The organism is Streptomyces sp. NPDC002088 (genome assembly GCF_040296605.1).
Taxonomy (GTDB): Bacteria; Actinomycetota; Actinomycetes; order Streptomycetales; family Streptomycetaceae; genus Streptomyces.
This window is the reverse complement of record NZ_JBEOXO010000005.1, coordinates 66,602-80,875: the sequence shown is the minus strand read 5'-3', so window position 1 is coordinate 80,875 and position 14,274 is coordinate 66,602. Positions and strand designations below refer to the sequence as shown.

Annotated in this window: 10 protein-coding genes; 8 read left to right on the top strand and 2 right to left on the bottom strand. The window is 69.8% G+C overall.

The window, feature by feature from the left end; genetic code table 11:
* Nucleotides 1-33: 33 nt before the first annotated feature.
* Nucleotides 34-1,521, bottom strand: coding sequence for a cellulose-binding domain-containing protein (locus ABT114_RS12465; RefSeq protein ID WP_351141521.1), 1,488 nt, complete (start codon nucleotides 1,519-1,521; stop codon nucleotides 34-36).
* Nucleotides 1,522-1,750: 229 nt separating this feature from the next.
* Entirely contained in the window at nucleotides 1,751-3,106 is a 1,356-nt protein-coding gene (locus ABT114_RS12460; protein ID WP_351141519.1) for a radical SAM protein, read from the bottom strand.
* Nucleotides 3,107-3,404: 298 nt separating this feature from the next.
* Between ABT114_RS12460 and ABT114_RS12455 the strand changes: the two genes are divergently transcribed.
* The 8 genes from ABT114_RS12455 to ABT114_RS12420 all read left to right on the top strand — a co-directional run bounded on the left by ABT114_RS12455 (nucleotide 3,405) and on the right by ABT114_RS12420 (nucleotide 14,273).
* A complete protein-coding gene (locus ABT114_RS12455; protein ID WP_351141517.1) occupies nucleotides 3,405-4,649 on the top strand; it encodes an FAD-binding protein in 1,245 nt (414 codons plus the stop codon).
* Nucleotides 4,650-4,749: 100 nt separating this feature from the next.
* Nucleotides 4,750-6,027 carry an ROK family transcriptional regulator gene (locus tag ABT114_RS12450; protein ID WP_351141515.1) on the top strand — a complete coding sequence of 426 codons (1,278 nt, stop codon included), beginning with the start codon at nucleotides 4,750-4,752 and terminating at the stop codon, nucleotides 6,025-6,027.
* Nucleotides 6,028-6,313: 286 nt separating this feature from the next.
* Nucleotides 6,314-7,579, top strand: a complete 1,266-nt coding sequence (locus tag ABT114_RS12445; RefSeq protein ID WP_351141513.1) for an ABC transporter substrate-binding protein — start codon at nucleotides 6,314-6,316, stop codon at nucleotides 7,577-7,579.
* Between the two features lie 20 nt (nucleotides 7,580-7,599).
* The gene (locus tag ABT114_RS12440; protein ID WP_351141511.1) at nucleotides 7,600-8,565 is read left to right on the top strand and encodes a carbohydrate ABC transporter permease; all 966 of its coding nucleotides are present in this window, start codon (nucleotides 7,600-7,602) and stop codon (nucleotides 8,563-8,565) included.
* The gene (locus ABT114_RS12435; RefSeq protein WP_351141509.1) at nucleotides 8,562-9,455 is read left to right on the top strand and encodes a carbohydrate ABC transporter permease; all 894 of its coding nucleotides are present in this window, start codon (nucleotides 8,562-8,564) and stop codon (nucleotides 9,453-9,455) included. Before ABT114_RS12440 ends, ABT114_RS12435 begins: the two co-directional genes overlap by 4 nt.
* 27 nt (nucleotides 9,456-9,482) lie before the next feature.
* A complete protein-coding gene (locus ABT114_RS12430) occupies nucleotides 9,483-12,341 on the top strand; it encodes a glycoside hydrolase family 2 TIM barrel-domain containing protein (RefSeq protein ID WP_351141507.1) in 2,859 nt (952 codons plus the stop codon).
* Nucleotides 12,342-12,474: 133 nt separating this feature from the next.
* Entirely contained in the window at nucleotides 12,475-13,470 is a 996-nt protein-coding gene (locus tag ABT114_RS12425; RefSeq protein WP_351141505.1) for an ABC transporter ATP-binding protein, read from the top strand.
* Nucleotides 13,470-14,273, top strand: a complete 804-nt coding sequence (locus ABT114_RS12420) for an ABC-2 family transporter protein (protein ID WP_351141503.1) — start codon at nucleotides 13,470-13,472, stop codon at nucleotides 14,271-14,273. Before ABT114_RS12425 ends, ABT114_RS12420 begins: the two co-directional genes overlap by 1 nt.
* The last annotated feature ends 1 nt before the right edge of the window (nucleotide 14,274 follow it).

Here is a 14,274-nt window from a genome sequence, read left to right as displayed (position 1 = left end):
CGTGTCTCACCCTGTCGACGCGCTTGGCGCAGCTCAGGACTGCGTGCAGTCACGCCCGTTGAGCGTGAAGTCGTACGGCGCCGAGTTCTTGTCCTGCCACGAGGCGAGGAAACCGAAGGCGAGAGCGCTGTTCGCGGCGACGGACTTGTTGTAGTCGGCGGCGGTGGCGGTGACGCGGGAGCCGTTCTGGGCGACGGTCGCGTCCCACATCTGGCCGACCTTCTGGCCGTCCCGGAAGGACCAGGCGACCCGCCAGCTGTCGAGGGCCTGCACGGTGGTGACGGTGACCGTGGCCTGGAAGCCGTCGGGCCACTCGTTGACGAGGTCGTACTGGACGTGACAGGCCGCCGCCCCGCTCTCCCCGGGGTCGGGCGTGTTGCCGGCGGCGGTGGACGAGGAGGTGCCCTGGGGCTCCGGGTCGGGGTTGTCGTGGCGGGGCGTGGCCGACGTACGGCTGCGGGAGGGCTTCGGGGAGTCGGGGGAGGCCGACGCGGACACGGTGGCGTCGATGGACGGCACGGAGGGGCGCGGGTCGGCGACCGGCTGACGGTCGTCGCCGGCGGCGGTGGTGTCGTCGCCGGTGCCGCCGAAGGGCATCATCGACACGGCGAGCGCGAGCAGCGAGACCAGGACCGCGGCGACGAGGAGTCCGTTGCGTACGACCCGCGCCTTGTGGGTGCCGGCCTTCGTCTCCTCGCTCTCCGCGTCCTTGTCTTCGGGGCGGGGGGCGCCCAGGCGCACCTCTACGGCCCGACGGCGGCGCTCCAGGTAGGCGAGGCCGCCCCAGCCGATCACCCCGCCGGCGAGGGCGGCGGGCAGCCCGCCCCCGTGCAGCCGCAGACAGGCGGCGGCCTCGGCACACTCCACGCAGGTGGCGAGGTGCCGGGAGAGGTCCCCGGGGGTGTCGGCCGCGGGCGAGCGGGTGACCGCGTCCAGCAGCCGGACGTAGCTGCGGCACTCCGCGTCGAGCGGCGTGTCCAGGTGGTTGCGGTGGCAGCGGTCCCGGAACAGGCCGCGCACCTGGTTGAGTTCCTCGGCCGCGGCGGCCGGGTCGAGGCCGAGCCTGCGGGCCACCGCCCGCACCGGCAGCGCCTCGACCTCCGCGAGCCACAGCAGCGCCGCGTCCGGCTCCTGCATGTCGCGCAGGCCGCGCAGGGCGATGGGGCGGCGCAGCGGCGGTCCGGTGTAGCGGGCGGCCTTGTCCGAGTTGAGCCACAGGCGCAGATCGGGGTCGAGCTTGTGCCCCTGGCCGTCGGCCTCCCAGGCGGCCGCCGTGGTGCGTACGGCGGTCAGCAGCAACGGGATCCGGGGCAGCCCGGAGGGACGTCGGCCGGCGCCGCGCCGCACCCCGGTCTCGGCCTCGCGGGTCTCGCGCACACCGAGTGCGAACGCCTCCCTGGCCAGCTGCTGGGCGGCGGTGGAACCGGCCGTGCAGAGGTCGGCGTAGGAAAGGACCGCGTCCCAGCACTCCGAGAACAGCGCGGCCTCGGCGGCGTCTCTGGGGGTCGGCAGGTCGGGCATGGGTCTCCTGCATCCACGAGCGAGGTCAACTCACCATATTTGGCAATGGAGTTGGGGGGAACCTCGCGGCAGAGCCCGAGCCTTTCACGCTTCAGACACAACTGACAAGCGCCCTGTTCACATGTCATGACGTGGCGGTCGCGCGGTCGGCCGGCATACGCGGGAACTGTCAACTCCGCCCCACTGTACGGATTGCGACCGCACTTGTACTCACCGCGCGCACCACGCGTCACACCGTCGCGGTCTCCTCCGCGGCTCCCCCGGCGATCCCTTCGGCGCTCTCCTTGGCGGGGAGGCTGTCCATGAAGGAGCTGACGGAGAAGACGGCGTTGCCGGGGCCGGGCGGGCCGTATCCGGGGGGCGACGACAGGCCGAAGTCGTCCATCGTGGCGCGGTAGGCCTCGAGGAGCCGGATGTGGTACTCCAGTGGCGCGCCCTGCGGGTTGGCCTTGCCGAGCGGGGTCGTGGGCTCCGGGCACCAGGTGGTGAAGCGGGGCGTGATGCCGTGCGACATGAAGAAGCGCAGGCCCTCGGTGGTGGACGCGATGGCCTCGTCGACGGTGGTGAAACCGAAGGGCTCGGCCATCTCCACACCGGCGACGAAGTTGGGGATCACGTTGCGCGCGCCGAAGATCTCCGCGGAGTCCAGGATCCGCTTGTGCCACTCGTCGCGGCCGACGTAGCGCTCCTTGCCCGGGCAGTACAGCTCGAACAGCCGGCGGTCCCACACCTCGTAGTTGGGGTGGTAGATCTGCACGCCGTAGTCCTTGAACCGCTGCACGTCGTCCTTGGGCAGCGCCTGCGCGACGACCTTGCCGATCCACCGGCCCGGGAAGCGCTCCTCGATGGCCTTGGCGTAGTGGCCGTAGAAGTCGGCCTCGTCGCGGCCGGCGACCGTCTTGGTGATCGCGCCGCCGGTGAGGGTGTAGGCGGTGGACGCCTTCTGGGTGTCGTAGCGGTCGATGATCTCGAGCGCCTCCAGGACCTCCTCCACGTCCTTGACGCCCGTGTACGGCCGCCCGGCCGCCTTGTGCTGGCGCCAGTTGTGGTTGATGTCGCAGTACTGGCACTCCTCCTTGGCGCCGAAGTACTGGCAGACCCGGAAGACGGTGAGGTAGATCAGGTAGCCCCACTGGATGGTGGGCGCCACCTCCATCACGGACTTCCCGTTGGAGAGGGTGTGCCGGTAGTACTCCGGCATGGGCGGCACGCCGACGTCGGCGATGCGCGCGCCGTCGAGGTAGAGGCCGAGCAGCCCCTCCTCGTCCGCCGCGACGCGGTAGGGCGAGGCCGGGTTCACGCGCACGGAGACGACGGTCCGCCGCAGGTCGTACGGCCCACCGGTGAGGATGATCTCCTCCGGCGGCCGCCTCAGCGCGGCCTCGCCCAGCTCGGGCAGGGTGCCGTGGTCGAAGGAGAAGATGAAGTAGGACTTCGGCTTGACCTCGCCCTTCTCGTTGTCGCTGAGGGCCGACGGGTCGAACGCCACGCCGCCCCGGAGCAGGTCCTCCTTGAAGACCGCCTCCCGCGGTACATGCGGGAAGCGCTCCATCAGATCCTCGACCAGCGCGGTACGGCTGCCCATCCGTCTCTCCTCCCAGCTCAGACGTACGACTCCTCACGGTATGCCCCCGGTGTCGCGCGGTTGGTGCCGGGTCCCCCCGCGTGGCGCGAACCACACACAAACCGCCCATTGACGATCATGACACTTCTCGTCCACGGCGGCAGCCGCGGGCGTCCTCGTCGTCGGGCTCGTCCACGCCCGACTGTGGCGGGCCGATCCATGGGGCAGGGCGCGGCACCGCCTCCGCGGCCGCCTGAGGCGACGAGGTAGGTTCCATCGAGGATTCCTTGATCTCGTTCTCCTAGGGAGGGACGACCGCATGGCCGAGACCGTGAGCAACTGGGCGGGCAACATCACCTACGCCGCCAAGGAGGTGCACCGCCCTCGCACGGCGGCCGCGGTGCGCTCGATCGTCGCGGAGAGCGCGCGGGTCCGGGTGCTGGGCAGTGGGCACTCGTTCAACGAGATCGCGGAGCCGGGGGGCGACGGGGTCCTGCTGTCGCTCGACGCCCTGCCCGTCGAGGTCGACGTGGACACAGCCGCCCGTACCGTACGGGTCGGAGGCGGCGTCCGGTACGCGGAACTCGCGCGGCAGGTGCAAGGGCACGGGCTCGCGCTGCCCAACATGGCGTCCCTGCCGCACATCTCCGTGGCCGGGTCGGTGGCGACCGGTACGCACGGGTCGGGGGTCGGCAACGGGCCGCTCGCGGCGGCCGTGCGGGAGGTGGAGATCGTCACCGCCGACGGGTCGACGCTCGTCATCGGGCGCGGGGACGAGCGGTTCGGCGGGGCCGTCACCTCGCTCGGCGCCCTCGGTGTCGTCACCGCGCTCGTCCTCGACCTGGAGCCCTCCTTCGAGGTCGAGCAGCATCTCTTCACCGAACTGCCTCTCGCCGGGCTGGACTTCGAGACGGTGGCCTCGGCCGCGTACAGCGTGAGTCTGTTCACCGACTGGCGCGAGCCCGGTTTCCGGCAGGTGTGGCTCAAGCGGCGCACCGACCAGCCGCTCGCGGACTTCCCGTGGGCCGCGCCCGCCACCGAGGCGCTGCACCCGGTGCCGGGGATGCCCGCGGCCAACTGCACGGAGCAGTTCGGTGTGCCGGGGCCGTGGCACGAGCGGCTGCCGCACTTCCGGGCGGAGTTCACGCCCAGCAGTGGTGCCGAGCTCCAGTCGGAGTACCTGCTTCCGCGGGCCCGTGCTCTCGACGCGCTGCAGGCGCTCGACGCGATCCGGGCGGCCGTCGCGCCCGTGCTCCAGACCTGCGAGGTGCGCACCGTGGCCGCCGACGAGCAGTGGCTGAGCCCCGCGTACGGGCGGGACACCGTGGCCCTGCACTTCACCTGGGTCGAGGACACGGCCGTCGTACTGCCGGTGGTGCGGCAGGTGGAGGAGGCGCTGGACGCCTTCGAGCCGCGGCCGCACTGGGGCAAGGTGTTCGCCGTGCCGGCGGGCGTGCTCAGGGGGCGGTATCCGCGGCTCGGTGACTTCCGGGCGCTGGTGCGGGAGCTGGATCCGGCCGGAAAGTTCACCAACGCGTTCGTGCGGGACGTCCTGGACGACTGACTTTATAAACCCCCTTTCCTAACCCCTTGTCGAAAGTCCCCGGGCCCCATAGCCTGACGCCGCGCCGGTGCCGACGTGGCCCCGGCCTGGACCGGAAGGGATGCGAGGGGCTCCGGTGAAGCGCACATCACGTGACATCCGCACCGCCAACCGTTACGAGGTGCTGCGTCAGATCATCGCCGCGTCGCCCACCTCCCGGCAGGAGTTGGCGGCCGCCACCGGCCTCAGTCTCGCCACGGTCGCCACGCTCGTCGGCGAGCTGCTCGACCTGCGCATGATCACGGAGGTCGGCTTCGAGGACTCGGCGGGCGGACGCCCCCGGGGCCTGGTGGCCGTCAACACCTCCGGGGGCGCGCTGATCGGCGTCGACATCGCGGAGACGTACGTCCATGTCGAGCTGTTCGACCTCGCGCTGAACGTCCTGGCCCGCGCGGAGGAGGACATGCGCCCCGGCGAGAGCCTCCCGGAGCAGGTGGTCAGCCATGTCGCGGCCGCCGTCGGCTCGGTGGTCGCGCAGGCCGGGGTCGAGGCGGCCCGCGTGCTCGGGGTCGGGGTGAGCGTGCCGGGGCAGGTGGACCGCGACACTGGGATCGCGGAGTACGCGCCCAACTGGGACTGGCACGACGTGCCGTTGCTGGATCTGCTCTCCGAACACATCGCGTATCCCCTGTACCTGGACAATCCGCTGCGCGCCTGCGCGGTCGCCGAGCTGTGGTTCGGGGCCGCGCGCGGGCACGGGGACGCCGTGGTGGTCAACCTCGGGACCGGGGTGGGCGCCGGGCTCGTCCTGGGCGGCGGACTGCATCGGGGTGTCAGCAACAGCGCCGGCGAATGGGGACACACCACGCTCGTGCTGGACGGGCGGCTGTGCCACTGCGGCAACCACGGTTGCGTGGAGACGTACGTCGGCGCGCCCGGGATCATGCTGAACCTGCGGGAGTTGAGCCCGTGCAGCCCACTGCTGCACCCCGAGGACCAGACGGCCACCATCGACGCGCTGGCCCGGGGCGTGGGCACCGGTGACCCGGTGGCGGTCAAGGTGGTCCGGGACACCGCCCGTTACCTCGGTGCGGCTGTCGCCGACCTCGTCAATCTCCTCAACCCCGAAGTGGTCGTGCTGAGCAGCTGGGTCGCCTCCAGGCTCGGCGAACCGCTGGTCCAGGAGGTGCGCGAGGCCGTCGCCCGGCACGCGCTGCGGCGGCCGCTGGCCGCCACCGAGATCGTCCTGTCCCCCATCCCCACCGACCCGGTGTGCCTGGGCGCGGCGACCTTCGCGCTCGAAGGCGCCCTCCAGTCGGTGGGACAGCGGGGCGCAGGAAAGGACACAGCCGGCAAGCGCACCACCCGCGCAAGGAGCCGTACCGCACCGCCTTCGTGACGACGTGATCCTCTACACCTGCGGCCCAGGCCCCGGTCGGGCCTGGGCCAAGCTGTAGCCACCTCTGTAACCGAGGGCCGCCGGCACCCCTGCCCCGGCGGCCTCAACTCCTTCGCATCACACCCCCGTTCGTGATTCCGAACCGAACACAACGCTTCGAACAGGCTTCGTCCAACCCCTTGCCGAAGCCTTAGCCGAAGGTTAACGTCCCGCACCGCAACGCCTTTTGAGCCACGCAGCGCTGAAGCCGTAGAGCCGCGGCCGCACTCGAGACAAGGACGTCAGCATGTCGGCAATGAGCAACAGCAACTGGTCCCGCCGATCACTCTTCCGGGCCGCGGCGGGCATGGCCGCCGCCGGCACGCTGGCCGCCTGCGGCAGCAACAACGGCCGTGGTGGCGGGTCGGGTTCGGGCAAGAACCTCGTCCAGTACTTCCACGCCTACGGCGAGGCGGGCACCGAGCAGGCCATCAAGAAGTACGCGAAGGCGTACACGGAGGCCAACGTGACCACGCAGTGGATCACCGGCTCCGACTTCGAGAGCAAGCTCTTCGCGACCCTGCTCACCAAGAACGCGCCCGACCTGTTCGAGTTCCACCCGCAGATCCAGCTCGTCAAGAGCGGCCAGGTGGCGGATCTGACCGACATCATCGACCCGGTCAAGGACGACTTCAACCAGGCCGACATCGCCTCGCACACGGTCGACGGCAAGATATACGGCGTCCGCATGATCGACGACCCTCAGTTCTTCTTCTACCGCAAGTCGATGCTGGAGAAGGCGAAGGTCGAGGTGCCGCAGACCCTCGACGAGCTGATCGAGGCCGCCGCCAAGCTCACCACCAGCAAGGTCAAGGGCGCCTTCCTCGGCAACGACCTGCACTCGGTGATCAACCCGATGATCTGGTCGGCCGGTGCCGACACCCTCAACGACAAGAACGAGCCGGCCTTCAACACGGACGGCGTCGCCGAGGGCCTGACGAAGATGCGCAAGCTGTTCACCAGCGGCAACCTGCTCCTCGACGCCCCGGCCGACTACTGGGACCCGTCCGCGATCAACCAGGGCCTGTGCGCCATCCAGTTCTGCGGCATGTGGGCCATGCCGGCCATGCAGCAGGCCCTCGGCGACGACCTCGGCGTGTTCGCCTTCCCGAAGGTCAACGACGCCGGCAAGCCCTCGGTGTACAACGGCGGCTGGTCGATGTTCGTCAACGCCAAGGGCGACAACGTCGACGCGGCCAAGGAGTACGTGAAGTGGCTGTGGATCGAGCAGAAGAAGTACCAGGAGGACTGGGCTCTCTCGTACGGCTTCCACATCCCGCCGCGCACCTCGATCGCCGAGTCCGCCACCAAGCTCAAGTCGGGCCTGCCGGCCGAGGGTGTCAAGCTCTTCGGTGAGTACGGGCACTTCGACAACATCGGCTGGACCCAGGCGATGATCACCGCCACGGAGAACGTCTTCGCCGACAGCGTCCGGAAGGGCGGTGACCCGAAGGCCTCCCTCGACAAGGCCGAGAAGACCGTCAACGCAGAGCTCAAGAAGCTCTTCGGATAGGCCGGCGGACGGACCACGACATGTCGACCACCACCGAGCTCGACCTCGCGGGCCCCGCCCCGGCCAAGGCCTCCAAGGCCCGGCCGCGGCGGGGGCTGCGGGGCAGCCCCACCCTCAACTTCTGGCTCTTCACCGGCCCCTTCCTGCTCGGCCTGGTGATCTTCGTCTACGTTCCGATCGGCTGGAGCGTCTGGCTCAGCTTCTTCGAGGCGCGCTTCACCGTCACGCCCGACAAGTTCACCGGGTTCGACAACTACCGGCAGATGCTGGACAACGGCAACTTCACCGGCGCGCTCCTCACCTTCACCGTCTTCGCCGCGTTCATCGTGCCCACCACCTGGGCGCTCTCGCTGGGCCTGGCGATGCTGGTGAACCGGATGCGCTTCATGCGGGCGTTCTTCCGCTCGGTGTTCTTCCTGCCGACCGCGTGCAGCTATGTCGCGGCCTCGCTGATCTGGAAGATGTCCATCTTCAACGGCGTCCGCTTCGGCCTGGCGAACACGGTCCTCGGCTGGTTCGGCGTGGAGAACATCGCCTGGCTCGCCAACCCCGACCCGCCGTGGTACTGGCTGGTCATCGTCACCGCGCGTCTGTGGCTGCAGTCCGGCTTCTACATGATCCTGTTCCTGGCCGCGCTGCAGAACATCCCGCAGGAGCTGTACGAGGCCGCCGCGATCGACGGCGCCAAGCCGGGCTGGCAGACCTTCCGGCACATCACGCTGCCGCAGCTGCGCGCGACCTCGACGGCCGTGATCCTGCTGCTGCTCGTGGCCGCGTACCAGGCCTTCGACGAGTTCTTCAACCTCCTGTCGAAGACCACCTGGGGCCGCCCGCCCCTCGTCGAGCTGTACTACATGGCCCTCGGTCAGAACCAGGACTACGGCGCGGGCAGCGCGGGCGCGGTCATGCTGACCCTGCTGATCTGCGTCGTGACCCTGTTCCAGGGCAAGATCATGGGCTTCGGAAGGGGGGAGGAGTCCAAGTGACCACGACCGCACCCGAGGTGACCAAGGGTGCCACGCCGACGGCCCGACCGCCGCACACCAGGCGCGGCGGTGTCATGAGCTCCACCGGGCTGTACATCGCCATCGGCGTCGCCGCCCTCCTCTTCCTGATCCCGTTCTACCTGCTGATCCGCAACGCCCTCTCCACGGACTCCGACATCACCGGCGAGAACTGGAAGTTCTTCCCGACGGACATCCAGTGGAGCAACATCACCGAGCCGTTCCACGACACGACGGTCGACTTCGGTCAGTCGATGGTGAACTCGCTGATCGTCGGTGTACTGCATACAGTCGGCACCCTGCTGGTGTGCTCGCTCGCCGGCTACGGCCTCGCCCGCATCCCGTACCGGCACGCCAACAAGATCTTCTACGCCGTTCTCTTCACCCTGATGGTGCCGACCGCCGTCACCTTCGTCCCGAGCTTCGTGCTGGTCTCGTCCCTCGGCTGGGTGGACAGCTACCGCGGTCTCATCATCCCGGGCCTGTTCAGTGGTTTCACCTGCTTCTTGTTCCGGCAGTACTTCCTGGGGTTCCCCAAGGAGCTGGAGGAGGCGGCGCGCGTGGACGGGCTCGGTTACTGGGGCGCGTACTGGCGTGTCGTCGTGCCCAACTCGCTGAACTTCTTCGCGGCGATCGCGACGATCACCTTCATCAACGGGTGGAACTCCTTCCTGTGGCCGCTGGTCATCGGCCAGGACCCCAGTGCCTGGACGGTCCAGGTCGCGCTGTCGTCGTACATGACCAACCAGACCGTCAACTACCACCTGATCTTCATGGCGACCGCCATTTCCATCCTGCCCCTGCTGTTCGTGTTCCTCTTCCTCCAGCGCTGGCTGGTGCAGGGGATCGCGCAGACCGGCATCAAGGGCTGACGCCTTCTTCTCAAGATCTGGAGACCGATGTCTTTCCGCACCTCCGCCATCGACTACGTCGAGGACGTCGCACCGGGCAGCGGGGCCCTTCCGCCCCGCGCCTGGTACGCGTCCTCGGACGCCACGTCCCTCTCCCTCAACGGCAGTTGGCGCTTCCGGCTGTCGCCGACCGCGGACGCGCGGGACGACTCCTTCGCCGAGGAGGGGTACGACGCCGGGGACTGGGCGGAGGTGACGGTCCCCGGGCACTGGGTCCTCCAGGGACACGGCTCACCCATCTACACCAACCATCTCTACCCCTTCCCGGTCGACCCGCCGCACGTCCCGACCGAGAACCCGACCGGCGACCACCTGCGGGTCTTCGACCTGCCCGCCGAGTGGCCGTCGGACGGTGGTGCGGTGCTGCGCTTCGACGGGGTGGAGTCCTGCGCCCGCGTCTGGCTGAACGGCACGGACATCGGCGAGTTCAAGGGCTCCCGGCTGCCGCACGAGTTCGCGGTCGGGCATCTGCTGAAGCCCGCCGGGAACGTGCTCGCGGTCCGCGTCCACCAGTGGTCGGCGGGCTCGTACCTGGAGGACCAGGACCAGTGGTGGCTGCCGGGCATCTTCCGGGATGTCACCCTGCTGCACCGCCCTGCGGGCAGCGTCCTCGATTTCTTCGTGCACGCCTCCTACGACCATGTCACGGGCGAGGGCACCCTGCGTGTCGACTCCGACGTCGACGGCCGGGTGTCCGTGCCCGCCCTGGACATCGATGCAGCCACCGGTGAGTCGGTGACGGTCGCGGTGCAGGCGTGGACGGCGGAGACGCCCCGGCTGTACGACGGCGTCCTGGCCGTCGAGGGCGAGCGGGTGCCCCTGCGGATCGGTTTCCGGACCGTGGAGCTCGCGGACGGCCTGATCAAGGTCAACGGGAAGCCGATCCTCTTCAAGGGCGTCAACCGGCACGAGTGGCACCCGGAGCGGGGCCGCGCCCTCGACCTGGAGACCATGCGCGCGGACGTGCTGCTGATGAAGCGGCACAACATCAACGCCGTCCGCACCTCGCACTACCCGCCGCACCCGGCCTTCCTCGACCTGTGCGACGAGTACGGCCTGTGGGTCATCGACGAGTGCGACCTGGAGACCCACGGCTTCACCGAACAGGGCTGGCGGGACAACCCGGTCGACGACGACCGCTGGACCCCGGCGCTGCTGGACCGTGCGGCCCGCATGGTCGAGCGGGACAAGAACCACCCGTCGGTGGTCATCTGGTCCCTCGGCAACGAGGCCGGCACCGGCCGCGGTCTGACGGCGATGGCCGAGTGGATCCACGGCCGGGACGCCTCGCGGCTCGTCCACTACGAGGGCGACATCGACTGCCGTGACACGGACATGTACTCGCGGATGTACGCCTTCCACGCCGAGGTCGAGCAAATCGGCCTGGGCCTGGACGGCGGCACCCACAAGCGCCGCGAACTCCCCTTCATCCAGTGCGAGTACGGGCACGCGATGGGCAACGGACCCGGTGGACTCGCCGACTACCAGCGGCTCTTCGAGGCCCACGACCGGCTCCAGGGCGGATTCGTCTGGGAGTGGATCGACCACGGAATCAGGCACCCTGAGCTGGGCTACGCCTACGGCGGCGACTTCGGCGAGGAGCTGCACGACGGCAACTTCGTCTGCGACGGGCTGCTGTTCCCCGACCGCGAGCCCTCCCCCGGACTCCTCGAGTACAAGAAGGTGATCGAGCCGGTCCGCATCGAGGGCGGCTCGGACGGCACCGTCCGCGTGACCAACAAGCACGACTTCGCCGACCTGTCCGCGCTCGCCTTCGAGTGGGCGTACCAGGTGGACGGCGAGACCGTCGAGGCGGGCACGCTGTCGGTACCGGCGCTGGCGGCGGGCGAGTCGGCCGACGTGAAACTGCCCGTGCAGCCGCAGAACGGGCGGGGTGCGGAGACGCTGTGGACGGTGCGGGCGCTGCTGGCGGCCGACACCGCGTGGGCGCCGGGGGGCCATGTGGTCGGCTGGGGTCAGTTCCCCGTCGCGGCCCGCCCGGCGGTGTCCGTGGCCCGGACCGAACGGCCCGTGCTCGTCGAGCGGCGCATCACCCTCGGCCCGGCCGTCTTCGACGCCCGTACCGGCGCGCTGACGTCGATCGGCGGGGTGGAGGTGAGCGGGCCGCGCCTGGACGTGTGGCGGGCGACCACCGACAACGACGACGGCGCCGAGTGGCAGCCGGACACCCGCTACGGCGTGCTGTGGCGGCAGCTGGGCCTGCACCGGATGCAACACCGCCTGGATGCGGTGGAGTTGGATGACGACACACTGACGGTGCGGACCCGGGTGGCGCCGGCCGCCCGGGAGGTGGGTCTGAGCACGGTGTACCGCTGGACCTCGGACGGGGACCGGCTGCGGCTGACCGTGTCCGTGACTCCCGAGGGCACGTGGACGCTGCCGCTGCCCCGGCTCGGCGTCCGCCTCGGAGTGCCGAGCTCGGCGGACCGCGTGCGCTGGTACGGCGGCGGGCCCGGCGAGGCGTACCCGGACACCAAGTCGGCGTCGTTGCTCGGCCGTTGGGACTCCTCGGTGGACGACTTGCAGACGCCGTACGTCCGCCCCCAGGAGAACGGCGCCCGTGCCGACGTCCGCTGGGCGGAGATCGGCGGCCTGCGCATCGAGGGCGAGCCGGAGTTCTGGTTCTCCGCCCGCCGCTGGACGACCGAACAGCTGGACACGGCCGCGCACCTGACCGACCTCACGGCCGGCGACACGGTGTGGGTCAACCTCGACCACGGCCAGCACGGCATCGGCTCCCAGTCCTGCGGCCCGGGCCCGCTTCCGCAGTACTTCCTGCGGGCCGAGCCGACGGAGTTCTCCTTCGTCTTCTCGAGGACGGACTGATCGATCAGGGGCCCGTCGATTAATCGATTGACCCATTGATCGACATTCCGCCAGGGTCGTGAAGTCGTCCGCGGCCGGTCGGCTCCCCAGCCGACCGGCCGCACTTCACGTATACGACAAGGAGTTTGTCCGAGTGACCGGCAGTATCGAAGTCCGCGGCGTCTCCCGCACCTTCCACACCACCGTCCGCCGCCCCGGCTTCACCGGCGTGCTGCGTTCCCTGGTCAACCCGGAGCGGGTCGCCAAGCACGCCGTCTCCGACGTCACCTTCGACGTGGCCCCCGGCGAACTCCTCGCCCTGCTCGGCCCGAACGGCGCCGGCAAGTCCACCACCATCAAGATGCTCACCGGCATCCTCACGCCGTCCTCCGGCGAGGCCCGGGTCGCGGGCGTGGTGCCGTACCTGGAGCGCGAGCGCAACGCCCGTAACATCGGTGCGGTGTTCGGGCAGCGCACCCAGCTGTGGTGGGACCTGCCGGTGCGGGAGTCGTTCGCGATCCTGCGGGACATCTACGAGGTGCCGAAGGCCGAACACGCCGCCCGGCTCAAGGAGTTCGACGACCTGCTCGACCTGTCGTCCTTCTGGGACACCCGGGTGCGCCATCTCTCCCTGGGCCAGCGGGTGCGCTCCGACCTCGCGGCCGCCCTGCTGCACGACCCGCGGGTGGTCTTCCTGGACGAGCCGACCATCGGCATGGACGTGGTGGTCAAGGAGCAGGTGCGGGAGTTCCTCCGGCACCAGGTCGAGGAGCGCGGCCGTACGGTCCTGCTGACCACGCACGACATGACAGAGGTCGAGCGGCTCGCCGAGCGGGTCGTCCTGATCAACCATGGCCGGCTCGTCCTGGACGGCAGCCTCGACGAGATCCGCCGCAAGTTCGGCTCGACCTGGCAGGTGCGGGCCACGCTCGCCGACGCGCACACGGACGTCGTGGGACTGCCGGGCATCGCGGTGCTGCGGCACGACGGGCCCGAGGCCGTGTTCGGCCCCGACGGGCCCGACGCCCCCACCGTGCACCAGGCGTTGAAGGCGGTCATCGAGCGGTACGAGGTGACGGGCGTCGCCATCGACGAGGCCGACCTGGAAGACGTGATGCGGGCCGCGTACGTCCACGCCGAGGCGGTGTGATGGCCGTTCTGCACGCGTGGCGCACCGCCCGCGTCACCCCGCTCGGCGAGCTGCACACGCCACCCCGGATGACCGCCGTACTGCTCCGGCTGACGGTGCAGGTGGTCCTGGTCGCCTCCCTGTGGCACGGCCTGTACTCCCACACCGACAGCACCGCCGGACTCGACGAGGGCCAAGCGGTCACGTACGCCGTCCTTGCCGTACTCGCCTCCCGGCTACGGGAGTTGGACCAGTACGCGGGCCGGGACACGGTGCTCCAGCACATGCACTTCGGCACCATCGTCTACTGGTATCTGCGCCCGCTGCCGCCCCAGCGCTACTACGCCCTGCGGGCCCTCGGCGAGCAGCTGTACGGGTTCGCGTGGGCGCTCGGCGGATACCTGGTGTGCCTGGCGGCCGGGGTGATCGATCCGCCGGAGTCGGCCGCCGTGGCGGGGGTGTTCGCGGTCAGTCTGCTGCTCGGGCAGTGGGTGCTGTACTACGTGATGCTCCTCCTGGACCAGCTGTGTTTCTTCACCATCCGCAACAACTCCGCGATGCTGATCCTGATCTTCGCGCAGAACCTGCTGTCCGGGGTGTACGCGCCGCTGTGGTTCTTCCCGGACTGGTTCATCACACTGAGCGGCTTCCTGCCGTTCCAGGCGACACTGAGCGTGCCGCTGTCGATCTACGTCGGCAGGATCCAACTGTCCGACGCCGGAGTTCAGTTGGCGGTCCAGGCCGCCTGGGTCGTCGTACTGGCGCTGCTCACCCGGCGGGTGTGGCGGCGGGCCGCGCGACGCGTGATCTCACAGGGAGGCTGAC

Coding starts and splice junctions, on each gene's coding strand:
- ABT114_RS12430 (WP_351141507.1), top strand. CDS start 9,483: ATGTCTTTCCGCACCTCCGCCATCGACTACGTCGAGGACGTCGCACCG.
- ABT114_RS12455 (WP_351141517.1), top strand. CDS start 3,405: ATGGCCGAGACCGTGAGCAACTGGGCGGGCAACATCACCTACGCCGCC.
- ABT114_RS12460 (WP_351141519.1), bottom strand. CDS start 3,106: ATGGGCAGCCGTACCGCGCTGGTCGAGGATCTGATGGAGCGCTTCCCG.
- ABT114_RS12465 (WP_351141521.1), bottom strand. CDS start 1,521: ATGCCCGACCTGCCGACCCCCAGAGACGCCGCCGAGGCCGCGCTGTTC.
- ABT114_RS12450 (WP_351141515.1), top strand. CDS start 4,750: ATGCGAGGGGCTCCGGTGAAGCGCACATCACGTGACATCCGCACCGCC.
- ABT114_RS12445 (WP_351141513.1), top strand. CDS start 6,314: ATGTCGGCAATGAGCAACAGCAACTGGTCCCGCCGATCACTCTTCCGG.
- ABT114_RS12440 (WP_351141511.1), top strand. CDS start 7,600: ATGTCGACCACCACCGAGCTCGACCTCGCGGGCCCCGCCCCGGCCAAG.
- ABT114_RS12420 (WP_351141503.1), top strand. CDS start 13,470: ATGGCCGTTCTGCACGCGTGGCGCACCGCCCGCGTCACCCCGCTCGGC.